This window comes from Clostridium sartagoforme (assembly GCF_004794105.1).
Classification (GTDB): domain Bacteria; phylum Bacillota; class Clostridia; order Clostridiales; family Clostridiaceae; genus Clostridium; species Clostridium sartagoforme_B.
In genome coordinates, this window is sequence record NZ_SRYR01000001.1 from 936266 (window position 1) to 959067 (window position 22802).

24 protein-coding genes are annotated in these 22802 nt (G+C 26.6%); 17 read left to right on the top strand and 7 right to left on the bottom strand.

All coding sequences use genetic code 11. The features are described from left to right. Position 1 precedes the first annotated feature (1 nt). From E5347_RS04205 to E5347_RS04215, 3 genes are read right to left on the bottom strand one after another with little or no spacing between them, the layout of a single operon-like run. Positions 2–376, bottom strand: coding sequence for a GntR family transcriptional regulator (locus E5347_RS04205; RefSeq protein ID WP_136004964.1), 375 nt, complete (start codon positions 374–376; stop codon positions 2–4). Next, on the bottom strand, positions 376–1143 hold the full coding sequence (locus tag E5347_RS04210; protein WP_136004965.1) for a hypothetical protein: 768 nt from the start codon (positions 1141–1143) through the stop codon (positions 376–378). The genes E5347_RS04205 and E5347_RS04210 overlap by 1 nt, the downstream gene beginning before the upstream one ends. Next, positions 1136–1996 carry an ABC transporter ATP-binding protein gene (locus E5347_RS04215; protein ID WP_136004967.1) on the bottom strand — a complete coding sequence of 287 codons (861 nt, stop codon included), beginning with the start codon at positions 1994–1996 and terminating at the stop codon, positions 1136–1138. The genes E5347_RS04210 and E5347_RS04215 overlap by 8 nt, the downstream gene beginning before the upstream one ends. A gap of 159 nt (positions 1997–2155) precedes the next feature. Here E5347_RS04215 and E5347_RS04220 point away from each other — a divergent pair, with 159 nt between their 5' ends. From E5347_RS04220 to E5347_RS04245, 6 genes are all read left to right on the top strand, one after another. Beyond that, positions 2156–3052, top strand: coding sequence for a GNAT family N-acetyltransferase (locus E5347_RS04220; RefSeq protein WP_136004968.1), 897 nt, complete (start codon positions 2156–2158; stop codon positions 3050–3052). A 260-nt stretch (positions 3053–3312) separates the two neighbouring features. Continuing rightward, positions 3313–4233, top strand: coding sequence for an ABC transporter ATP-binding protein (locus tag E5347_RS04225; protein ID WP_136004970.1), 921 nt, complete (start codon positions 3313–3315; stop codon positions 4231–4233). Further along, positions 4227–4973, top strand: a complete 747-nt coding sequence (locus tag E5347_RS04230) for an ABC transporter permease (protein WP_136004971.1) — start codon at positions 4227–4229, stop codon at positions 4971–4973. Before E5347_RS04225 ends, E5347_RS04230 begins: the two co-directional genes overlap by 7 nt. A 12-nt stretch (positions 4974–4985) precedes the next feature. Next, on the top strand, positions 4986–5693 hold the full coding sequence (locus E5347_RS04235; RefSeq protein ID WP_136004973.1) for an ABC transporter permease: 708 nt from the start codon (positions 4986–4988) through the stop codon (positions 5691–5693). 48 nt (positions 5694–5741) lie between these two features. Further along, the gene (locus E5347_RS04240) at positions 5742–6446 is read left to right on the top strand and encodes a response regulator transcription factor (RefSeq protein WP_136004975.1); all 705 of its coding nucleotides are present in this window, start codon (positions 5742–5744) and stop codon (positions 6444–6446) included. Between the two features lies 1 nt (position 6447). Further along, positions 6448–7842: a sensor histidine kinase gene (locus tag E5347_RS04245; RefSeq protein ID WP_136004976.1), complete on the top strand. Its 1395-nt coding sequence runs from the start codon at positions 6448–6450 to the stop codon at positions 7840–7842. A 78-nt stretch (positions 7843–7920) separates the two neighbouring features. Here the strand turns inward: E5347_RS04245 and E5347_RS04250 are convergent, their stop codons facing one another. The 3 genes from E5347_RS04250 to E5347_RS04260 form a co-directional block, all read right to left on the bottom strand. Next, positions 7921–8670, bottom strand: a complete 750-nt coding sequence (locus E5347_RS04250) for a hypothetical protein (RefSeq protein WP_136004978.1) — start codon at positions 8668–8670, stop codon at positions 7921–7923. Positions 8671–8766: 96 nt separating this feature from the next. Continuing rightward, the gene (locus tag E5347_RS04255) at positions 8767–8946 is read right to left on the bottom strand and encodes a hypothetical protein (RefSeq protein ID WP_136004980.1); all 180 of its coding nucleotides are present in this window, start codon (positions 8944–8946) and stop codon (positions 8767–8769) included. Between the two features lie 627 nt (positions 8947–9573). Continuing rightward, the gene (locus E5347_RS04260; RefSeq protein WP_136004981.1) at positions 9574–10599 is read right to left on the bottom strand and encodes an IS1595 family transposase; all 1026 of its coding nucleotides are present in this window, start codon (positions 10597–10599) and stop codon (positions 9574–9576) included. Positions 10600–10962: 363 nt separating this feature from the next. Here E5347_RS04260 and E5347_RS04265 point away from each other — a divergent pair, with 363 nt between their 5' ends. After that, positions 10963–11562, top strand: a complete 600-nt coding sequence (locus E5347_RS04265) for a nuclease-related domain-containing protein (protein WP_136004983.1) — start codon at positions 10963–10965, stop codon at positions 11560–11562. Between the two features lie 108 nt (positions 11563–11670). On the opposite strand, the gene E5347_RS04270 is transcribed toward E5347_RS04265, so the two are convergent. Then, positions 11671–13152, bottom strand: a complete 1482-nt coding sequence (locus E5347_RS04270) for an aldehyde dehydrogenase family protein (RefSeq protein WP_136004985.1) — start codon at positions 13150–13152, stop codon at positions 11671–11673. A gap of 236 nt (positions 13153–13388) precedes the next feature. On the opposite strand from E5347_RS04270, the gene E5347_RS04275 reads away from it, so the two are divergent. From E5347_RS04275 to E5347_RS04320, 10 genes are all read left to right on the top strand, one after another. Next, a complete protein-coding gene (locus E5347_RS04275; RefSeq protein ID WP_136004986.1) occupies positions 13389–13586 on the top strand; it encodes a CDGSH iron-sulfur domain-containing protein in 198 nt (65 codons plus the stop codon). A 234-nt stretch (positions 13587–13820) separates the two neighbouring features. Next, positions 13821–15758 carry a KUP/HAK/KT family potassium transporter gene (locus tag E5347_RS04280; RefSeq protein ID WP_136004987.1) on the top strand — a complete coding sequence of 646 codons (1938 nt, stop codon included), beginning with the start codon at positions 13821–13823 and terminating at the stop codon, positions 15756–15758. Positions 15759–16226: 468 nt separating this feature from the next. Beyond that, positions 16227–17690: a protein adenylyltransferase SelO gene (locus E5347_RS04285; protein ID WP_136004988.1), complete on the top strand. Its 1464-nt coding sequence runs from the start codon at positions 16227–16229 to the stop codon at positions 17688–17690. Positions 17691–17998: 308 nt separating this feature from the next. Further along, positions 17999–19051 carry a solute carrier family 23 protein gene (locus E5347_RS04290; RefSeq protein WP_136004990.1) on the top strand — a complete coding sequence of 351 codons (1053 nt, stop codon included), beginning with the start codon at positions 17999–18001 and terminating at the stop codon, positions 19049–19051. A gap of 13 nt (positions 19052–19064) precedes the next feature. Next, positions 19065–19631 (top strand): phosphoribosyltransferase family protein, encoded by a 567-nt coding sequence (locus tag E5347_RS04295; protein ID WP_136004992.1) that lies wholly within the window; start codon positions 19065–19067, stop codon positions 19629–19631. 228 nt (positions 19632–19859) lie between these two features. Next, positions 19860–20006 carry a zinc-ribbon domain-containing protein gene (locus E5347_RS04300; RefSeq protein ID WP_136004993.1) on the top strand — a complete coding sequence of 49 codons (147 nt, stop codon included), beginning with the start codon at positions 19860–19862 and terminating at the stop codon, positions 20004–20006. Between the two features lie 165 nt (positions 20007–20171). Then, positions 20172–20417, top strand: a complete 246-nt coding sequence (locus tag E5347_RS04305) for a hypothetical protein (protein WP_136004995.1) — start codon at positions 20172–20174, stop codon at positions 20415–20417. A 22-nt stretch (positions 20418–20439) separates the two neighbouring features. After that, positions 20440–20751: a hypothetical protein gene (locus E5347_RS04310; protein WP_243109715.1), complete on the top strand. Its 312-nt coding sequence runs from the start codon at positions 20440–20442 to the stop codon at positions 20749–20751. A 259-nt stretch (positions 20752–21010) separates the two neighbouring features. Further along, a complete protein-coding gene (locus E5347_RS04315) occupies positions 21011–21790 on the top strand; it encodes a ZIP family metal transporter (protein ID WP_136004996.1) in 780 nt (259 codons plus the stop codon). A gap of 253 nt (positions 21791–22043) precedes the next feature. After that, the gene (locus E5347_RS04320; protein ID WP_136004998.1) at positions 22044–22646 is read left to right on the top strand and encodes a glycerol-3-phosphate responsive antiterminator; all 603 of its coding nucleotides are present in this window, start codon (positions 22044–22046) and stop codon (positions 22644–22646) included. Positions 22647–22802 lie beyond the last annotated feature (156 nt).

A 22802-nucleotide genomic window follows, 5' to 3' on the forward strand; every position in this document is an offset into this window, starting at 1 on the left:
ATTATCTCCCTTCATATAAAGTCTTTAAAATATCTTGCATATCTGATAATTCAAGACCTAGTTTTTTACCTTCATGAATCAAATTATCAAATTGATCTTCGAATTCTTTAAATTGGGCTTCTTTAAGTTTTTCACGATTTGGTTCTTTTATATAAAATCCTTTACCAGGTACTGAGTATATTAATCCTTCTTTTTCTAATTCATCATAAGCACGCTTTGTTGTAATAACACTAATTTGTAAATCTCTTGCTAAAGCTCTAATAGAAGGTAGCATATCACCTGGAATAATTTCTTCCTTGATTATTGAGTTTTTTATTGATTTAATTATTTGTTCATAAATTGAAAGATTACTTTCAGTATCTAAAATAATATTCATTAATAACCTTCTTCCTTATCTGGTACTTGCCTATATACATCTTCAAAAGAAAGAGATTTCTTTATAAGTGGAGATGTACATTTATAAATTACATAACTATTTATTATAAATATAATTATCCATCCAATTATAATAAATATATTAGAATTAATTTTAATAGCATTTAAACTATAAAACAGTATAGTTTCTATAAGTAGTATAGAAAAGAAATAGTAATTAATAATTTCTTCTTCTTTAGTATAGATAATATAACCTTTTTTATCTTTTTTCTTTAAACCTTCCTCACCTATACCAACTTTTAAATTAAAAGTTATTATTAAAAATAATAATAGACCAAGTTCAATTATATTTTGAATTAGCCCTTTATTAATGAAAAACACACCAACCATTAAGTATGTAGAGAGAAATATGAATACAAAACCAAGTATTACCTTTAGTAATAATTGAAGATACATATATTTCATTTTATCTTTATCTGAAGCAGGGCACACAAACATAGCTTTGCTTAGTCTAAGGGGAATTTTTTTTGTTATTAAAAATAAAGTAAGAATATATATTATATTAGTAACTGAAATAATTATATTTTGAGTTTGTTCAGATGCAAAAACCTGATAGACTGATTCTCTTGTCATTTCTTGATTCGTCAGAACAATAAAAAGTGAAATTGTATAATTAGCTATATAGAACATAAAAATCGTATAAAGCAATATACTAATCCATGATTTCTTAAAGCTGATAAATAAATCGTTTAATACAATTTTAAGCATATGAATAACCTCCTTTTTCTAAGTAGTACATAATATCTTCTATATTGGGAACCTTTGTTTTAAAAGTTTTATAATTTTCACCTTTAACTTTTTCTATAAAGGCAGCATTATGATACTCTCCATATTCTCTATAGATTATTTTAGAATAGGTAAGACTTTCTATTTCTTCTTTACTTCCATTGATTATTAAATATTTATCTTTAAGATCTTCTTTATTTAAGTTGAAAAATAATTTGCCATCATGTATAAGTGCAATATAATCTCCAACTTGATCAAGGTCTTCAGTAATATGTGTTGAAAATATAACACTTCTAGTACCATCTTCAACTAATTCTTGCATATATCTTATAAGGTCTTTTCTAAAGGTAGGATTTAATCCAGCAGAAGGTTCATCCATTATAAAAAGCTTTGCATCATGTGATAGAGCAAAGGCTAATTGAAATTTAATCTTTAAACCAGTTGATAACTTACCAAGCTTTTTATTAAGAGGAATATCGAAACGCTCACAAAATTTTAATAATAATTCTTTATTAAATTTGCTATAAAGACTTCCAAAAGTTTTGGCATTGTGAATTACTGTCATAGTATTTTCAAACATGTTTTCATCAAGTATAAATCCTATTTGATCCTTAACTTCTTTTTCATTACTATCCATTGATAATCCGTTTACCTTTACTATGCCAGAATCCTTGTTATATATATTTAGAATAGTATTAATTAAAGTTGTTTTACCACAGCCATTTACACCTATTAGGCCCATTATATATCCAGGTTCTAAATTAAGATTAATGCTTTTTAGATGTAAATTGCCAAGTTTTTTTTCTAGATTATTGATTTCTAATAAATATGACATAAGCATTACCTCCTTGACAGTATATATACTGTTTATATTTATATATACAGTATATGTGTAGATAATTTCAATGTCAAGTAAATATTGGTAAAATATTAACAGTTTGATATAATAGAGAAATAGTAAAGGGTGTTAAATTATAATTAGGGAGGGGTATCCATGGGTAATAAAGAGATTATAGTTAAATCTCAAAAAATAATATTAAAGAAGTATTTAGATGAAAATGATATAAAGTTAATTAGAAATTTAGAAGATATTTGTATAAAAGAAGATAATATAAACTTAAAGCTAGAACTAGAGTATAGAATAGAAATAAAAAAAGATTATAATAAGTCTTTAAATGACGTAAATGAGATTTTATATTACTTAAATGATGAGCTAATTGGATATGCAGGAATTTCTGCCTTTAGTAGAAATATAGCAGAAATTAATGGAATGGTACATCCAAGCTTTCGAAGAAAAGGTATATTTACAAAAATAATTGAAATAGCACTTGATGAATGTAGAAAAAGAAATTTTAAGGAAATCTTATTACTTGGTGATGATAAATCTGTTTCAGCTATGAAATTTATTGAAAAAACAAAGGGTATATACTCATTTTCAGAATGTAGAATGACATGCTTAGAGTGGGAAGTAAAAGAAATAAATAATGAAAGTATAGTAGTAAAAGCTACTAATAAGAATGCTGAGGATATAGATAGATTAAATACTATATTCTTTGGGGATGTTAGTAGTGAAATGATATTACCTGAAGATGAAGAAAAAAATAATAACATAACTTATTTTATAAAAATAGATGATAAGATAATTGGAAAGATAAAAACTAGTAAAGAAGAAGAAAATTCTATTTATATAAGTGGTTTTGGTATTATTCCGGAATATAGAAGAAAAGGATACGGCAGAGCTTCATTAGTTAAAGTTTTAAATAAGTTAAAGGGCGAAAATATAAGTAAGATTGAATTAGATGTAGAGATTAAGAATAAGAATGCTTTAAACTTATATAAGTCTTGTGGCCTTAAGGAAGGATCAATTATGAATTATTATAGAATGATTTAAAATGCGAAGCATTTTATGAATGAAAGAATGAAAAAATTAAAAAATTAAAAAATGATTATAAAAAATCTTTACAGATTTTTTATAAGGATATCTTTAAAACAAAGGAGGTTTTGCTATGCAAAACCTCTTCTTTCATTCTTTCATTTTTTCATTACCTTAATTTTTTCATTTTAAAATTAAGGTAGAATTAAGGTTAACTGAAATTAGCATTAAGGTAAGGATATTAAAATTTACTTATAAAATATACGAGGTGATTGATTATGGGTAAATTTGTAGTTGAAACTAAAGGCTTAGTTAAGGATTTTAGTGATGTAAAGTCAGTTGATAATCTTGATTTAAGAGTAAGAGAAGGAGAAATATATGGATTTTTAGGACCTAATGGAGCTGGAAAGTCAACAACTATAAAAATAATTTTAGGATTATTAAAACCAAGTTCTGGAGAAGTTAAGGTCTTTGGTAAATCAATAGAAAAAGATAGGGAAGAAATATTAAGTGATATAGGAGCTTTAGTTGAGAGTCCATCATACTATGGGCATTTAACTGCTTATGAAAATCTAGAGATATTAAGACGAGTTCTTAATTTAAATAGAGAAGAAATAGAAGATAAATTAAGATTAGTAGGTCTTTGGAATGTAAGAGATAAAAAGGTTAAAGAATTTTCATTAGGAATGAAGCAAAGATTAGGAATTGCAGAGGCCCTTATGGGAGATCCCAAACTTTTGATATTAGATGAGCCTACTAATGGATTAGATCCAGCAGGAATAATAGAAATCAGATATTTAATTAAAAAATTAGTTAAAGAAAAGAATATAACAATTATAATATCAAGTCATATATTAAGCGAAATAGAATTAATAGCTACAGAAGTAGCAGTAATAAATAAAGGGAAATTATTATATCAAGGGTCTTTAGAAAATCTAAAGAAGAATTCAAGTAATGAGGTAATCATAGGTTTAGAAAATTATAAAGTTAAAAATGAAGTAATTAAATTGCTTTCTGCAAGAGGATATAAAGCATTAGAAGAAGGAGAAAATCTAAAAGTTAAGGGAAGTAATTTGACTCCTTCGAAGATTTGCAAGGAATTAGTTATGTCAGGTTATGATTTAAATTACTTATCTCAAGAAAAAAGTTCTTTAGAGGAGATATTCTTAGGATTAACTAAGGAGGAAGACCTATGTTAATGAATTTAATAAAAAATGAGTTTACTAAAGGAAAAAGAAACTTAGTTATTTTATTTGTTTTAGCTGTACCTATTGGAGTAGCAATTCTTTTATGTGTAGATTTTTTTATAAGGTATGAAAGTTGGCTATTACCTCAATCTATTGAAAAGGGATTAACCTCTTGGCAAGTATTAATTAAAGAACAACGAATTTTATATTTTAATGATTATATGCCTATGTTCTCAGCATTAATATTAAGTACTTTATTTGAAAGTGAATATAGAAATAATTCATGGACATTCTTATTAACTAAGCCTATAAAAAGAAGCGACGTTTTACTTTCAAAATATATTGTTGCAAGCTTTTATTCAGTAGTGATGCTAATTATAAATGTTATTTCATTAATAGTAGTTGGAGTGATATTTAAGTTTAAGGAACCTATCCCATATGAGTTTTTTGCTATTATGTTTTTTGTTCAATTAATATCCTCCTTAGTAATAATGTTAATACATTTATTTTTGAATATAAAGAATAAAAATTTATTAATATCAATTGGAATTGCTGCAGTATTAAGTATTGTTTCTACCAATATTTATCATAATGATTATTTTATAAAATATCTTAATCCATATGGATTCTCATTATTTTCAATAACTCAAGGTAGAAAAGAACTTTTAATACTGCTTACTATTTCAGTATTAATATTATTTATAGTACCTAAATTAATAACAAGATATTTTAATAATAAAGAAATTTATTAAGGAGTGATATATATGGAGTTATTTAAAGTAGAATTATTAAAATTAAAAAGAAGTTCCTTATTAAGTTTAGGTATAATCTTCCCAATAATAATAGTTATTTTTACATTTAGTAAGGTATTGGGAATGGAGAAGATTGCTGAGTTAGGTCTTAGTGAAGGTATATATATGTTTTCTTCAATGGCATTTATAACTTTATTTTTACCACTTTATATTATATATGTTGCTTGCATGGTAACTAAAGTAGAAAATGATAATAATGGTTGGAGAGGATTAATGTTATTTCCTATTAAGAAAACTAGTATTTATCTATCTAAATATAAGGTTATGTTATATTTATTAATTATTACTACTTTATCTTATATAGTTTCAGTAAATATTTTAGTATTCATATTAGGAAATAATTTTATATTAGACTCAATAAAATATTCACTACAAATTATAATAACAACACTACCAATAATAACTTTACTTTTCATAACTGGAAGAAGATTTATAAGTATAATACCAGTAATAACTACAGGGGTTATAATGCTTATAACTAATATTTTTATAGCTCAAAGTAAGTTTTGGATTTATGCACCATGGACATATTCTATGATGATTTCTGGAGGAGCTATAACTAATAAAGAAAGATATATTATTTTAATGGTTTCTATTATTTTATCATTAATAATGTTTACTATTGATTTCATTGATTTTATTAAATCAGATATTAAGTAAAATATGATTATGTTAAAATATAACTAAGAGTTTGGAGGGATTGCAACAATGGATAATAACGAAATATTAGATAAAAAAATATTGGTTATAGATGACGAAAGAGAACTTTTAGTTTTATTAAAAGAGGTTTTTAAAAAAGATGGTTTTAATAATATTTATGAAGCTGATAATGGAATAGATGGTATTTTAAGTGCTAAAGAAAATAATCCAGATATTATAATACTAGACGTTAATATGCCAGATATAGATGGATATAAAGCCTGTGATAGAATTAGAAAGTTTTCTTTATGCCCAATAATTTTTTTAACAGCAAAATCTGAGGATGAAGAGAAGATTATGGGATTAGAAGCTGGCGGAGATGACTATGTTACTAAACCTTTTAATATTAAGGAAGTTGTTCTTAGAGTTAAATCCCAACTTAAAAGAGGGATGATAAATACTGAGCCTAAAAGAAATATATATAGTTTTGGGAATATTTATATAAATGAAGATACAGGTGAAGTCATTAAAAATGGGGTGAATTTATCACTAACAGCAAAGGAATATTCGTTAATTCTATTTTTAGTGAAAAATAAAAATAAGGTATTTAGTAAAACATCACTTTGTGAAAATATATGGGGATATGAGTATGATGGCTATGATAATACAATAATGGTCCATATTAGACATTTAAGAGAAAAGCTAGAGGATAATCCAAGTGAACCAAGGCATATAAAAACTTTAAAGGGGATTGGCTATAAGCTAGTTGATTAATATGAAAATTAAATTGACATTAAGATATGTTTTATCAATGATTATGGTTTTTTATATTACTATGATTGTTTATACTATTTTAAACATAGTGATATATAAGGGGAATTTCTCCTTTGGTGAGGAGGTATTTAACTTATCCTTTAGTACTAGGGATTTTGCACTAGAATATGTAAAAGATTTAGAAGAAGATAATGATTTAAGATTAAGTAATGAAAATATTGATAAATTAATAGATAATAATATTTGGATACAGGTTTTAAATAAAGAAAATAAAGAAGTTTATCAGGCTAATAAACCTGATAAAATACCTGTAAGTTATAGTACTTATGAATTAGTAGATTTTATAACAGATCCTTGGGGCAGTAGTGCTCCTACAACTATTACTACTAATAAAGTAGTTAATGAAGGTGAAGAATATATGCTTTTAGTAGGTTTTCCTATAGACAAAGTTTATAGATATAAAATGACATTTACTGATGAAAGTATGTTATATCATTTAAGCATTATAGTTTTTGCTTTAATATTAATGACTATTGTAGCTTATATTTTAAGTAAATATCTAGTTAAGCCAATGGTTTCAGTGGTGGATGATATTAATGATTTAAAAAATGGGCTATATAAAAATAAGCCAATTAAAAATGGTGTTTTTGAAGAAGTAAGTAAAAATATAAATGAGTTATCTAATGTATTGAAGGAAAATGAAATAAAGCGTACTGAAGTAGATAAGGTAAAAGAAGAGTGGATAGCTAATATCACACATGATCTAAAGACCCCTTTAAGTTCAATTAAAGGTTATGCTGAGCTTATTCAAGGAAATGATTACGTAGTAGACATTGAGGAAGCTAAAAAATATAGTAGTCGTATTTTAGATAATAGCAATTATATTCAAGAATTAGTAAGTGATTTATCCTTAGTTTATAAATTAAAAAATAAGGTTATACCTATAAATTTGAAGAATGAAAATATTATTATATTATTACAAGAAAATATAATAGACTTATTAAATAATAGTAAATATACAGATAGAGAAATAAATTTCAATTATGAAAATGAAAAAGTAATAAGTCTATGTGATAAAAAGTATTTAAAAAGAGCAATTAATAATATAATAATAAATTCTTTAGAGCATAATTCTAAAGGTACTGTTGTTAATGTAAGTCTTTTAGAAGAGGAAGGTAGGATAAAAATTATAATAGAAGACAACGGACAAGGAGTAAAGGAAGAGGATTTAATATATATATTTGATAGATATTATAAAGGTGTGAACTCTAACTCTTCTTATAAAGGATCAGGGCTTGGCATGGCAATAGCTAAAGAAATTATTATATATCATAATGGTAGTATTAATATTGAAAGTAAAGTAGGGGTAGGAACTAAAATAACTATAGTTTTATAAATAAAAAGCTTCCAGTTAAATTTATTATGTAAGAAAAAACATAATTAGTTAACCTGGAAGCTTTTTTAAGTTTAATAATCAAAATTTAGGATCGTATACAAGTCTATAATAGCAGTTACCATCTTTTATAGTTATAACTTCATAGCTATTATCATCAATTTTATTAAAGAAAATCATGTTGTCTTCTATATTTTTGGATAACATATCTTTGATATAGCTATTTACTTTTTCATAGTCTAAATCATTAACATCTACAAAGGTATTTCTAAATTCGTTAAGTTTAGAAGTCTTAAAATCAAAAGTAGTATCTATATTTTCAATTGAAGCCTTGTACAATATGTCAGAATAAGTTATTACTTCTTTTCCAGATGTATTTATGCTTAAATCAACATTTAGACCATCTTCCTCTGTATAATATTGAGTAGTTTCAGCTCCAGATGACTTTAAATCTTCTAAGAGTACAACCTCTGGCATATCTCTAAATCGTCCTATTTTATCCTTAAGTGGTTCTATGTATTTTAAGTATAATGAGTTGTTATCAGAAAAAGTTTTAACTAAGGAGACTCCTTCTATATACTTACTTAACATTGAGCTGTTTCTTAAGTCTAAATTGGATACATCTAAACTGTTATCTTGTATTTCGATTTTATCCTTATCTTCTATGATATTTTTAAGAGTATCTTTATTTTCATTATCATCATTATTATCATTTGTTATTTTATTTATTGAAGTATCGTTTTCTATAGGTTTATCCTTAATAACGTATTTACTGCAGCCAATTAAAAATACACTTAAAGTGGCCACTAAAATTAATTTTAATAATTTCAAAAAAATCACCCCTTACAATAAATACCATAAAAGTCTTGTAAAGTAAATATCTAAAAGGCAATTAAGATTTTTTCAATGAAATATCTAGACATTATTCTAATAAACAAGCCAATAGTAAATAACATATATCCAACTTAATAATCCGTGAAAAATAGCCCAAGGGATCGACTTCCAAGCTGTATAAGAAATGACTATAGCTAAACATGATCCAAAGGTAATTCCTTTATTAATTGTTTTATTAATTACAGTTTTGTTTGAAGAATTATTATCACTCATTTAATTTGCCTCCTTATATTAAAGAAAATTTTCATAGAATTTATTCTTTATATTATTAATTTTATAATAAATATTCGTATTTAAGAAGTAAATTTATTTTTAGGCTTTGTTTTAAAATAATGTTGATAATATATACGAAATTTAAAAGACCAGTGATTTCTAACTCACCGGTCTTTAGTTCGTAATAATTTAAATTTTATTTTTTCTTTTTTGATAGAAATAAAGATATAGCCTATAGAAACATAAATAAGTAATATTCGAAATGAAAATTAAAAATGAATTCCATATAAACAAAATTGTAAGTAATTGAAGTTCAGCTTTATTTGAATTATAAATAAAATATATAATTGTAATATAAACTATGCTTATAGAAAGAGGTATTATTAATGAATAAATTGTTTTTTTTCGTAAAGTAAGTTTTTTAATAACAAAACCAGTAACTATTCCTAAAACTATAGGAATAATAAAATATAAAATAGGAACTAAATTTAAAATTACTTCTTTTTGCAAAACTTCTTTTTGCACTATTTCACCTCCTGACTCAACTCGTAACTAAATACTGTTGAGTAATAATTTATATTTTTATTATACATTATATTCGCATTAAAATTCCATATTTTTGAAGTATTACATGAAAATTGGTTGACTATTTTTAAATTCCTTTATTTTAGTATAATTATGAGATATATTACTATGAACAATAAAGTTTTTAACTCTAATAGATTCTTTTTCTGAACTAAATGTATTTATCCATTTATGCCATTTCATATAATTATTAAGATATTTTGTTGCAACACCATTAAACCTACTCATCCATCTTTTTAAATTAGAATGAAGGCTATTTATATGTTGAATATGGTATATATCTTCTTTGTGCTTACCCCTTTTAATTCTCTTATGTTCTAACTCCATATCTTCTGCAAATTGCATATAACTTTTATGAGAATCAGTACAAAGAATAGAGTCTTCTCCTATACGATTGATATAAAGTCTTTTTAATTCTTCGGATGTCATTCTTCCTGTACATAATAACTCTATAATCAAATTGCCTTGTCTATCAAGAGCAGTGCCAACACATACTTGTTCTTTAGAGATACCTCTTTTCTTAACTTGTTTACCTCTTTTACGAGAAGGTCTTGGCATATTTATAGGTTTAGTTCCTTTGTATGAATAAGCAAAGAAAACTTCATCTGCCTCAACCACTCCATCAACAGAGCCTACACCAAGAAATTCACTTATACAGTTAAGAAGTTTATGTCTCCAAAAGAAACTTGTTGCTATATTTATTTCAACTATTTCAGCACATTTCCTTATTGAATATCCATTTAACATGCATTTAGCATATTTAATCCACTTATCCAATGTTTTTTTACTGTTATATGTTGCAGAGTTGGTAAAATCAGAAAATGTCTTCTTACAGTTTTTGCAAATGTATCTTTGTTTATTGTTATATTTACCATTTCTTAATATATTCTCTCCTTTACAATGAGGACACACTTTCCCTCTGGAAAATCTCATTTCTTTAACATCTTTAGTGATTTGAGTAACTTGAGAACCTGAAATAAGACGTTCTTCTAAAAGGGCTAAAATTTGTGTTTGCTGATATAAAGATAAATTTTCAATTTCTGCTAATACAGATGATACATTTGTCATAACTAAACCTCCACAACTCTTCATATTAATATTATACCCTTATCTGAAAATTATAATCAATAATCAACACTTAATTAAAACAGAGCCTATTTTTAAAAAATATATCAATATTACTTTGAGATATCTTTTAATTTTATAAAAATTTAAAAAAGTTATGGAAGTACATATTTAATTAAAAGAACCAATAATAATTATAAAAAGACAGAATATACTTTTAAGTAAAATACTCGTAAATGAGTATAAATGTAAATAAAAAAATGAAAGTATTAAACTGAAATAAAGAGTATTTACAAAGAATAATTTCACTACTAAAATATAATAGACAGATTTAAGAATAACGAAAGTTATAGACAGGAGAGAAAAATGAATATAATAATTATAGCAATAGTTGTAGTATTAATTATAGTATTATTAAAAAAAAGAAAAGTTAAAGATATTAACTTAGGAGAAGAAGAAGTTAAAAAAGTTCTTAGTAAAATATCAGGATATAAATTATTAAACGATATAATGATTAGAAAAGAAAATGGGACAAGCCAAATTGATCATATCTTAGTTGGTAAAAAGGGTGTTTTTGTAATTGAAACTAAAGATTATAGTGGAACAATAAGGGGAGAAGAGTATTCTAAATATTGGACTCAAAGTATAAATAAAAGAAAAAATCATTTTTATAATCCTATAAGGCAAAATTATGGACATGTAAAGTCTGTAGAAAAGCTTATAAAAGAAAAAGATATTTATATATCTTTAATAGTATTTACTAATAAATCTAAGCTAAAAGGCTTAAAGACTGAAACACCAGTTATTCAAGTAAAAAAGTTAAAGAAATTTATAAGAAAATATAAATCTAATATAAAGCTTTCAAATGATCAAATAGAAGATATATATAAGAGTTTAAAAAGAGGGAATGTACAAAGTTCTAGAGCAAGGCGAAAGCATGTAAAAAGAATAATTAAGAATATATAATAAAAAATGGAGACATGTAAGTTTATTAAATAGCTTGCTCCTAAGCTATTGTAACTTATATATCTCCACTATAAAATTGAATGAATAAAATTATCAATCTATCGTAGCCTATTTAATATACATTCCACCAGGTTTTTCAGATAAATTAACGATAATGTTTTTCTTTTGAGTGTAAGCATCTAAAATAGATTTATGAGTTTCTCTACCTATTCCTGATTCCTTATATCCACCGAATGTTGCACCAGCAGGGAAAGAGTTATAAGTATTAACCCATACACGCCCAGTTCTTATAGATTTAGCAACTCTTATAGCACGATTTATATCACGTGTGAAGACACCACCACCTAATCCATAATTACTGTCGTTTGCCATTGCAATAACTTCATCTTCAGTCTTAAATTTAATAACTACACCAACAGGTCCGAAAATTTCTTCTCTAGCAACTCTCATGTTATTATTTACATCTACTAATAAAGTAGGTTTCATAAAGTAACCATTCCTTGCATCACCTTCAACAAATCTTTCCCCACCTGTTATTACTTTAGCACCTTCATTTTTACCTATTTCTATATATTTAAGGATTTTATTTAGTTGTGCTTCACTAACTTGGGCACCCATTTGAGTAGTAGAATCTAATGGATTTCCTACTTTAACTTTTTCAAAAGCATTAACAGCTTTTTCTATAAATTCATCATAGAAATCCTCTTGAACAAATATTCTTGATCCTGCGGAACAAACTTGACCTTGATTAAATAATATACCTAATTGAATTCCTTCTAAAGCCATATTCATGTCTGCATCACTAAAGAATATATTAGCTGATTTACCACCAAGCTCTAAGGTAGCAGGTATTATACGTTTTGCAGCAGATAGTCCAATTTCTCTACCAACTTCTGTAGAACCTGTAAATGCTAATTTATCAATTCCTTCATTATGTTGTAGATATTCACCACTCTTTGAACCTTTACCAGTTATTATATTTATTACACCTTTTGGAACTATATCTTGAATTAGTTTCATAAACTCTAATACACTTAGTGATGTTGTACTAGATGGTTTAAATACACTTGTATCACCAGCAGCAAGTACTGGAGCTAGTTTCCAAGCAGCCATTAAAAATGGGAAGTTCCAAGGAACAATTTGACCAACGACTCCAATTGGTTCCCTTAAGATTAAATTTAATGTATTTTCATCTATATTACTTGCAACACCTTCATCAGCACGAATAACTCCAGCAAAATATCTAAAGTGATCAGCTGCTAAAGGAATATCAGCACCTGTAGTTTCTCTAATAGGCTTTCCATTGTCCATAGTTTCAATTGTTGCTAAATATTCAGCATTATTATCTATAATGTCTGCAATTTTATTTAATATAATAGCTCTTTCAGCAGGGGTTGTCTTACCCCAAGTTTCAAAAGCTTTTCTTGCTGCTTTAACAGCATCATCTACATCTTTTTCAGTAGCATCAGCAATTTCTGATAGTAATTCTCCATTTGCTGGATTATATGTCTTTATTGTTGTACCATCTGAAGAGTCTTTCCATTCACCACCAATATATAATTGGTATTTTTCTTGAATTTTAATATTCATATATTCTCCTCCTTAAATGATTATTATCTTTATACATATAATTGTATTATTGTTGGTAATTATATGCAAATAAGATAATGATTTAACAATAACTCTAAAATAACAAATAATAATTATTATTGACTAATTAATACTAGAAGTAGTAAAATAAGTATTGATATGATAATTATAACTTTAATTGAATTTAATTTTATTAAAGTTTATAGGTTTTAAATAATAAAAGGAAGTGTGGAAACATGTCAAAGACAATAGTACAAGTGTTAGACGATGCACCCCTTATTTTAAAGGGTGACTTAGAATTAGTAGATGGAGAAGGAAAAGTTATTGAAACTACTTCAGAACTTCATTTATGTAGATGCGGCTTATCAAAGAACAAGCCTTATTGTGATGGATCACATAGAGGAAACCTTGAAAGCAAAGTTCGCGCAAAGTAAAATTATAAAAAGGGTTAAGATTTTCTTAGCCCTTTTTTTATTTAAAGATTATTTAATTTGTTTAGAAAAAAGCAATAAATATAAGATAATAAGACTTATTTTAGAATTTGTATAAAATTAAGGCGAATATAGTATCTTTTTTAAGAATAACTAATGTCGACATTAAAGATAGCTAGGATTATAATGAGAAAATTAAAGTTATTTTATGGTAAGTAAATAAAGGAGATAATTAAAATGAACAAAAAAATTACTGTAGCATCGTTACTTGTAGCATTAGGTATTGTATATGGAGATATTGGTACTTCGCCACTCTATGTTATGAAATCTATGTTAGGAGTAAATAATGGTTATGTGTCAAAAGAACTAATTTTAGGAGGCGTATCTTTAGTTTTTTGGACATTAACACTACAAACTACTATAAAATATGTAATGATAACTTTAGAGGCAGATAATAAAGGTGAAGGTGGAATATTTTCTTTATACACACTTGTTAGAAAAAATGCAAAATGGTTAATTGTACCAGCTGTAATTGGTGGATCAACATTATTAGCAGATGGGATGATTACACCTCCAGTAACTGTAACATCTGCTATAGAAGGTTTAACTCTTGTTTTTCCAATAGAAACTAAGGGAATAATTATAATTGTAATTAGCATATTAACTGTCCTATTTATGCTTCAAAGATTTGGTACAGATGTAATTGGAAAAGTCTTTGGACCAATGATGGTAATTTGGTTTTTAATGTTATTAATACTTGGCTTCAGTCAATTGATGCAATATCCAAGCATACTAAAAGCTTTAAATCCCTATTATGGGCTACATCTATTATTTACTAGTCCAAGAAGTGTTTATATTTTAGGGGCTGTATTCTTATGTACAACTGGAGCAGAAGCTCTCTATTCAGATTTAGGACACTGTGGAAAGAAGAATATACACTATACATGGGTATTTGTAAAAGTATGTTTAGTAGTGAATTATCTAGGACAAGGAGCATATCTTCTATTAAGAGAAGGAAAGGTAATAGATTCAAATCCATTTTTTTTAATCATGCCAAGCTGGTTTGTAGTTACAGGAACAATGATCGCAACAATTGCGGCAATTATTGCAAGTCAAGCTTTAATTACAGGATCATTTACTCTTGTTTCTGAAGCAATAAAATTAAATATGTTCCCGAAACTTCAAGTTAGATATCCAAATGATGATAAAGGTAAAATTTATATACCAGCAGTTAATTATTTACTTTATATCGGATGTGTACTATTAGTTTTGAAATTTCAAAAATCAGAAAATATGGAAGCTGCATATGGTTTAGCTATTACAATCACAATGTTAATGACAACTATATTATTGAGTCAGTATTTAAGTCATAATAAAAATAAAAAAATTATGTCAAAAATAGTATTTATAATATTTATGATTATTGAAGTGAGTTTCTTATATGCAAATTTATTTAAATTCATACATGGTGGATATGTTACTATTATAATTTCTGGCGCACTTATTTTCTTGATGTATATTTGGATATATGGAACAAAAATAAGGAAGAGATTTAATGAGTATGCTACTATATTAGATTTCAAAAATCATTTAAAATCTTTAAAAGAAGATGAAGAACTTCCTTTATATGCAACAAACCTTGTATATTTAACTGAATCACAAAATTATAAAGAAATAGAAAGAAAAATTATATATTCTATTTTCAATAAACAACCTAAAAGAGCAAAGTTCTATTGGTTTATTAATGTTAAAGTAACAGATGAGCCATATACAACTTCATATAGTGTACAAACTATTGTGCCTAATGAGGCTTTTAGTATACAGTTTATTCTTGGATTTAGGGTAGATCAAAAAATAAATCTATTCTTACATCAAATAATACAAGATTTAGTTAAATCTGGAGAAGTAAAATATACTCCTAAAGACTATATGGTAGGATATAATGGGAAATGTGTAGTTGGAGATTTTAAATTTGTATTGTTAGAAGAAACTCTTTCTAATGAGAGTGAACTATCAAGGTGGGATAATTTTATAACTAGTAGCAAATTACTAATTAAGAAAATTACTGTTTCACCAGCTAAATGGTTTGGAATAGATACTAGTGTTGTTAAAATAGAAAAAGTTCCAATAATAATAGGAAATAAAGAGACAATAACTTTAAGAAGGATAGATTAGTTTTAATGGGTCTTCACATTAAGAAATTTAAGTAGGATATATAGTACAAGCTATGTAGGTTAAATTGCTGTATATCGTGTTTAAATCTTTAAATGTGATAGACCCATTTCAATTATACGAAAAATAGTATATTATAGACATAAGATATTTAATAATAACTTTTATTATATAAAATCTAATATCTGCTGAAGTCTTAATTATATAGAGCTTGGTATAATAAAAGATTCTAAGTTAAAAATAACTATATGTTTAGATAAATAATTTACGCCTTGTAGTCTTATAGAATTTTAAGTGAAAAATAATTTAAAAGTAAATTACATCAATTGAAAGCATCGTTTTTAATTTCTATATAAGCTGACTATATGCTTAATTAACTAAAGCATTTTACTTATTAAATACAATTTAATATGATGTGAGAAATTTTTATAACTTATATAGAATATACTTCAATAAAGAAAGGAAGAGAAAATGGAAGAGAAAAATATAAATTTTAATTTTGATAATAGCTACGTAAAACTTTCAGATATTTTTTATAGTATTCAAAATCCTAATAAAGTGCCAGATCCTAAATTAGCTGTATTAAATAATGATTTAGCAGAGAATTTAGGCCTGAATGCAAAAGCATTAGAATCTGATATTGGTATAGATATACTATCAGGTAATAAAATTTACGAAGGTTCTAACCCAATTGCTCAGGCTTATGCAGGACATCAATTTGGATATTTTACAATGCTTGGAGATGGAAGAGCAATTTTACTAGGAGAGCATATAACTCCTAAAGGAGAAAGGGTAGATATTCAACTTAAGGGTTCAGGATTAACACCCTATTCAAGAGGTGGGGATGGAAAGGCAGCTCTTGGACCAATGATAAGAGAGTATATAATAAGCGAAGCAATGTTTGGATTAGGAATCCCGACTACAAGAGGCTTAGCTGTTGTAAAAACTGGAGATTCAATAGTTAGAGAGAAAATAGAACCAGGTGCAATACTTACAAGAATAGCTTCAAGTCATATAAGAGTTGGAACATTTCAATATGCAGCTCAATACACAAGTTTAAATAATTTAAAAGAGCTTGCAGATTACACTATAAATAGGCATTATAAAGAAGCTCTTGATACAGAAAATAAATATCTCTACTTACTTGAAGAAGTAATAAGGAAGCAAAGTGATTTAATAGCTAAATGGCTACATGTTGGATTTATTCATGGAGTGATGAATACAGATAATATGAGTATAAGTGGAGAAACCATTGATTATGGTCCATGCGCATTTATAGATAAATATGATCCAAATACGGTCTTTAGTTCTATAGATAGTCAAGGAAGATATGCATATGGAAATCAGCCTTATATTGCTGCATGGAATCTTGCTAGATTTGCAGAAACTCTTATACCTTTATTAGATGATGATAAGGAAAAGGCTGTAAAGTTAGCTCAAGATGCTATTTTGAAATTTAATTATATTTATAAAGAAAAGTATATTTCCGGAATGAGATTAAAACTTGGTTTATTTACTGAAGAAAAAGAAGATGAAAATTTAATATACGAATTATTAGGATTGATGCAAAAATATAAATTAGATTATACTAATACCTTTAGAAGTTTAACTTTAAATAAACTTTCAGAAGAAGAAATATTTGAAAAAGATGATTTTAAAGTTTGGAATAAAAAATGGAGTGAAAGATTAGATAAAGAAGGAAAATCACAAGAAGAAGTTACTAATCTTATGAAAAGTGTAAATCCTTCAGTGATACCAAGAAATCATAGGGTGGAAGAAGCGATAGAAGCAGCTGTAAAGAAAGATGATTATAGCATTATGAAAAAGCTCTTAGAAGTTTTAGAAAATCCTTATGATTATAGCGATAAGCAAGAAGAATATACTAAATTACCTAAAGAAACTAAAATTCCTTATAGAACTTTTTGTGGTACTTAAAATATTAAACTGAATAATAAAGCTATATAAAAATCACAGTAATTTTAATTTACTGTGATTTTTAATTTTTAGAATTTGAGTAGTTTAAAAGAGGCTTTATTAAAAGTAAATCAATAAAATACGAACATTTTATACAATTAACTTGAAAATATTCGATTGTAGTGCTATGATGTTATTGGAAGAAAATACTGTTACAGTATATTTCATGTAATGAGAAATGGAAAATATGATTAAAAATATTTTCAATTTATTTACACTTATTTTCTTAGCATGAAGTGAATGGGCAGAATAAAAGGGGGAAAACAACTATGTCAGACTTTATTACTGACTTTCTAGCAATCATAGGAGTTGTTCTAAATGGACTACCACAGGGATTATTAGCGTTAACATTTGGATTTGCATCAATACCAACAGCATTCGCTTTTTTAGTAGGTGCTATAGGTAATCTGGTAACAGGTTCTGTTGCACCAATATCTTTTCAAGCTGAGACTATAACATATGCAGGTACAGCTGGTAAGGATATGAAAGAAAGGCTGTCAATGATATTTATTGGGGCAGTTATAATGACTTTAATAGGAATGTTCGGATTTTTAGGTAAAATTGTAGATTTTATAGGTCCAACAATAACTTCAGGTATGATGGCTGGAGTAGGAATTATGCTTGCTAAAGTATCTATGGACATGCTTAGAGATGATAAAAAAGTAGGAGCTGCTTCATTAATAAGTGCAGTAGTTATGTACTTTGCTACAAATGACTTAGTATTAACTATTACTGTTTCAGTTGTTATTTCAAGTATTGTTGGAAATATTTTAAATAAGGAAATGAGAAATGTAGAAATTCCAAAAGAAAAAGTAGAGAAGAAAAAGCTTACTTTTAATGCCAGAATTTTAAGAGGAGCACTAGGAATGGTGTGTTTAAATATTGGATCAAATATAGCTTTTGGACAAATTACAGGAGATATGGCTAAAACTAATGTAAATATAGATCACCTTTCAGTAATAAGTAGTGTAGCTGATATGGGTTCAGCACTATTTGGTGGTGCGCCAGTTGAATCAATAATATCTGCAACAGGTAGTGCTCCACATCCATTAGCATCTGGAGTAATAATGATGTTAATTATGGCAGCAATCTTATTCTTTGGATTATTGCCTAAGATAGGTAAATATGTGCCAGCACAATCAATTAGCGGTTTCTTATTTGTATTAGGAATATTAGTAACTGTACCAGGGAATGCAGCAAGTGCTTTAGCTGGAGCTGATAGTCTAGTTGGAGGAGTTACTATGGGCGTAACTGCGATTTCAGATCCATTTTTCGGAATGCTAGCAGGTGTTATAACTAGATTTGCACAAGGATTATTTTAGGGGGTAAATAATAATGAGTACATATAATTTGGAATTACTTTCATTAAAAAGAGAATTACCTTTAATGAAAATTAAAGAAGATTTAGCTATAGCAAGTTTTGTAATATTAGGTGATACAGAATTAGTAGAAGTAGTTTCACCTACAATAGCAGAAAGGTTAAAAGATATAGATGTAATAGTTACAGCAGAAGCAAAAGGAATTCCTTTAGCATATGAGATTTCTAAACTTTTAGGAATGAAAGAATTTATAGTTGCTAGAAAGAGTATAAAATCTTATATGGATTCACCAATAACTGAAGAAGTTAATTCAATAACTACACAAAACAAACAATTTTTATGCTTAGATAAAATTGATGCAGAAAAAATTAAGGGAAAGAAAGTTGCAATAATAGATGATGTTATTTCAACAGGAGAATCATTAAGAAGTGTAGAAAGCTTAGTTGAAAAAGTAGGTGGAATAGTAAAGGCAAAGGCAGCAATATTAGCTGAAGGAGATGCAGCTAATAGAGATGATATTATATTTATTAAGAGACTTCCATTGTTTAGTGTAAGCAAGGAAGGTAAATTTACAGAGATTTAGGTGAAAAAGGGATGTTTATACATCCCTTTTTAATTTATAAATGGAATATAAATTAGTTTCTATTCAATTTAATATAGATACACTATTTTATAAGTATAATCTTAGTATTGTAAATCCTGATTGAATTTGAAATGTATTGGTATTTTATGAAGATATTTATTGTGATATAATTTATTAATAAAAAAACACATTAAATACATAAATATAAACATAATAGGAGTGATAAAAATGACATACTACTGTCCAGAGTGTGGAAATGAAGTTGAATGTATTCAAGGTTGTGGATCTACAGGCTATTTTTGCAATAAGTGCAACAAACTAATATCAAGCAAGGCTATATTAACGGAAGCTCCAACTAAAAAAGATAAAGAATAGAAAGTTTAGATTGCATAGGAGTCTTTAAATTTAGAATTACTGGCAAAGATAAATAGACGATTAAATAAACATAGTCTATTTATTTTTGCTTTTTATTCGTATTTTAAATGGGAAATATAGTATAATTAACATGTTAGTTATTATTTCATTAAAGGGGTGGGTAATATGACTAAAGTTTCTTTGTTTTTTGGTGCAGGGGCTGAGGCCTCATATGGATTACCTTCAGGTGGAAAGTTTGCACTTGATATTTTTAGGATGAATACTAGTGATGATAAATCAATATTAAAGGAACAATTAAATAATATTGATAAACAATCGACTTATTCAAGGTGGCTACCAGAAGGATTTGATAATAGAAATAGTACCCTTTTTATTTACTCAAAGTGGCATAAAACCTCTAACCTCAGTTAAGATGTCTAAAAGGTATGTAGATATGTCTAATAAGTTTAAAGAGTCAGATATTATTTGTGTATGTGGCTTTGGATTTAATAGTGATGATGGACATATTAATGGTTTATTTAGGGAATTAATTGAAGATTATAATAAGATTATATGCATATTGTATTATGTTGATGGAAGCCATTTTAATTTAAAAAGAGTACTGAATGAATATAAAGAAAAGTTAAGATTAGATAATATATCGAACTTAAGAATAATAGAAGTAGATAGGAATAGAAATCAAACGGGAAGTCAGGATAAATGGTTCGAAGTAATAATAAATGAATATAAAGCATTACAGAAATAACTAAACTTAATTTTTAAAGAAAGAACAGTTGAAATTATAGCTACTGTTCTTTTTTCTTAGGAGATAAATTGGAAAGATTATAAGCAAAAAGTACATATTTAGTATAAAATATGTAAAATACTTGATAATTATAGTAAAAACATGTAAAATACTATTATAAAATAATATTTAAAATAATATTTAAAATAATTAATATACCAAATTAGCATTTCTATATGTAATAAATAGAAATGCATTATGTAGAAAAGGGGGGATGGTAATGAATATTTTAATAGGAATTCTAATACCATTTATAGGTACATCATTAGGAGCAGCATGTGTTTATCTAATGAAAAAGGAAATGAATAAAAAGTTAAATAAAATTCTTCTAGGATTTGCTTCAGGAGTAATGATTGCAGCATCAGTATGGTCTTTAATAATTCCATCAATAGATATGTCTGAGCATATGGGGAAATTATCTTTTATTCCATCAGCAGTTGGAGTGATATTAGGAATTATGTTTTTATTTTCTTTGGACAAGGTAATTCCACATATACATGTTGATAGTCCTACAGAAGAGGGACCAAAGAAATATAATTTAAAGAAGAGTACAAAGCTAGTATTTTCAGTAGTTTTACATAATATTCCTGAGGGAATGGCTGTAGGGATAGCATATGCAGCAGTTATGAATGAGGGAAATGCAATAACTTTTGCAGCAGCATTAGCTCTTTCAATAGGTATAGCTATTCAAAACTTCCCAGAGGGTGCAATAATATCAATGCCACTTAAAAGTGAAGGGTTAAGTAAAAATAAGGCATTTATTTATGGAGCATTATCTGGAATAGTAGAGCCAATAGGGGCAGCACTAACTATAATGTTTTCTAGCTTTTTCACACCAATAATGCCATATTTACTTTCTTTTGCAGCTGGTGCAATGATTTTCGTTGTTGTTGAGGAATTAATCCCAGAGGCAGCAGGAGATAACAGTTCAGATATTAGTGCTATAGCATTTGGTATAGGTTTTATAATAATGATGATTTTAGATGTAGCATTATCATAAAATCAAAGATAATTATTAATGAACTATAATTAATAAAAAGGGTATTTTCATTTTTGAAAATATCCTTTTTCTTTATAATATTACTTCTACAATGATGTAGGAGTTTTTTATTTATACAAAGTACATTATTTACCATATAAATGTTAAAATATTTAATTTTAGAATTAACCTAATTTTAAATAGCTCTTAATTATAAGTTAACATAGTAAATTTACAATTAAATCATAACATTAAAGCAAAAGGTGGAGTGAATTTGAACATTGCAGAAATATTGACGCAAAATCCTTTAATTGCAGCAGCGAAACATGAAACACTACAAAATGCTATTGATTCTAAAGCTTCTGTCATAATATTAATGAATGGAAAAATAAATGAATTAATGAAAGAAGAATTTCAAATATGCAATAAAAAAAAGCCTATATTATTACATACTGATTTAATAAAGGGGCTATCTAATGACAAGGAATCTATAAACTTCATTAAAGAATTTATTAATCCATTAGGAATTGTGTCAACCAAAAGTAATATGATAAGAGCTGCTAAGAAAAAAGGATTAGTCACAATACAGAGAATATTTTGTATTGACTCTGGTTCTTTAAGAACATCAATAGAAAGTGTAAGAGAAAATAATCCAGATTTAGTTGAAATAATGCCAGCTTTTGTATATCCAATGGTTAAAACTATTAAAAATGAAATAGATAAACCTATAATACTAGGTGGATTAATAAGTACAAAAGAGCAAGTAGTTGATATGTTAAACTCAGGATCTGATGCTATATCATGTGGTAATAGTAAGTTATGGAATATAGAAATAAAAAGAGATTATAAGAAAAAAGAAAATTTAATATTTAAGTGATTAGTGGTGGAGATTTGAGAAAACCATTAATCATCTTCTAAGGGAAAGATGGTTTGTATAGTTTTTTGTTATGCACATACTTAAGGAAGATGATTATAGTTTTTTTAGTCTCCATTTTTGTTTTAATTACTTCAATATATAACTTTTTTCTATATT

Coding starts and splice junctions, on each gene's coding strand:
- E5347_RS04205 (WP_136004964.1), bottom strand. CDS start 376: ATGAATATTATTTTAGATACTGAAAGTAATCTTTCAATTTATGAACAA.
- E5347_RS04210 (WP_136004965.1), bottom strand. CDS start 1,143: ATGCTTAAAATTGTATTAAACGATTTATTTATCAGCTTTAAGAAATCA.
- E5347_RS04215 (WP_136004967.1), bottom strand. CDS start 1,996: ATGTCATATTTATTAGAAATCAATAATCTAGAAAAAAAACTTGGCAAT.
- E5347_RS04220 (WP_136004968.1), top strand. CDS start 2,156: ATGGGTAATAAAGAGATTATAGTTAAATCTCAAAAAATAATATTAAAG.
- E5347_RS04225 (WP_136004970.1), top strand. CDS start 3,313: ATGGGTAAATTTGTAGTTGAAACTAAAGGCTTAGTTAAGGATTTTAGT.
- E5347_RS04230 (WP_136004971.1), top strand. CDS start 4,227: ATGTTAATGAATTTAATAAAAAATGAGTTTACTAAAGGAAAAAGAAAC.
- E5347_RS04235 (WP_136004973.1), top strand. CDS start 4,986: ATGGAGTTATTTAAAGTAGAATTATTAAAATTAAAAAGAAGTTCCTTA.
- E5347_RS04240 (WP_136004975.1), top strand. CDS start 5,742: ATGGATAATAACGAAATATTAGATAAAAAAATATTGGTTATAGATGAC.
- E5347_RS04245 (WP_136004976.1), top strand. CDS start 6,448: ATGAAAATTAAATTGACATTAAGATATGTTTTATCAATGATTATGGTT.
- E5347_RS04255 (WP_136004980.1), bottom strand. CDS start 8,946: ATGAGTGATAATAATTCTTCAAACAAAACTGTAATTAATAAAACAATT.
- E5347_RS04260 (WP_136004981.1), bottom strand. CDS start 10,599: ATGACAAATGTATCATCTGTATTAGCAGAAATTGAAAATTTATCTTTA.
- E5347_RS04265 (WP_136004983.1), top strand. CDS start 10,963: ATGAATATAATAATTATAGCAATAGTTGTAGTATTAATTATAGTATTA.
- E5347_RS04270 (WP_136004985.1), bottom strand. CDS start 13,152: ATGAATATTAAAATTCAAGAAAAATACCAATTATATATTGGTGGTGAA.
- E5347_RS04275 (WP_136004986.1), top strand. CDS start 13,389: ATGTCAAAGACAATAGTACAAGTGTTAGACGATGCACCCCTTATTTTA.
- E5347_RS04280 (WP_136004987.1), top strand. CDS start 13,821: ATGAACAAAAAAATTACTGTAGCATCGTTACTTGTAGCATTAGGTATT.
- E5347_RS04285 (WP_136004988.1), top strand. CDS start 16,227: ATGGAAGAGAAAAATATAAATTTTAATTTTGATAATAGCTACGTAAAA.
- E5347_RS04290 (WP_136004990.1), top strand. CDS start 17,999: ATGTCAGACTTTATTACTGACTTTCTAGCAATCATAGGAGTTGTTCTA.
- E5347_RS04295 (WP_136004992.1), top strand. CDS start 19,065: ATGAGTACATATAATTTGGAATTACTTTCATTAAAAAGAGAATTACCT.
- E5347_RS04300 (WP_136004993.1), top strand. CDS start 19,860: ATGACATACTACTGTCCAGAGTGTGGAAATGAAGTTGAATGTATTCAA.
- E5347_RS04305 (WP_136004995.1), top strand. CDS start 20,172: ATGACTAAAGTTTCTTTGTTTTTTGGTGCAGGGGCTGAGGCCTCATAT.
- E5347_RS04310 (WP_243109715.1), top strand. CDS start 20,440: ATGTCTAATAAGTTTAAAGAGTCAGATATTATTTGTGTATGTGGCTTT.
- E5347_RS04315 (WP_136004996.1), top strand. CDS start 21,011: ATGAATATTTTAATAGGAATTCTAATACCATTTATAGGTACATCATTA.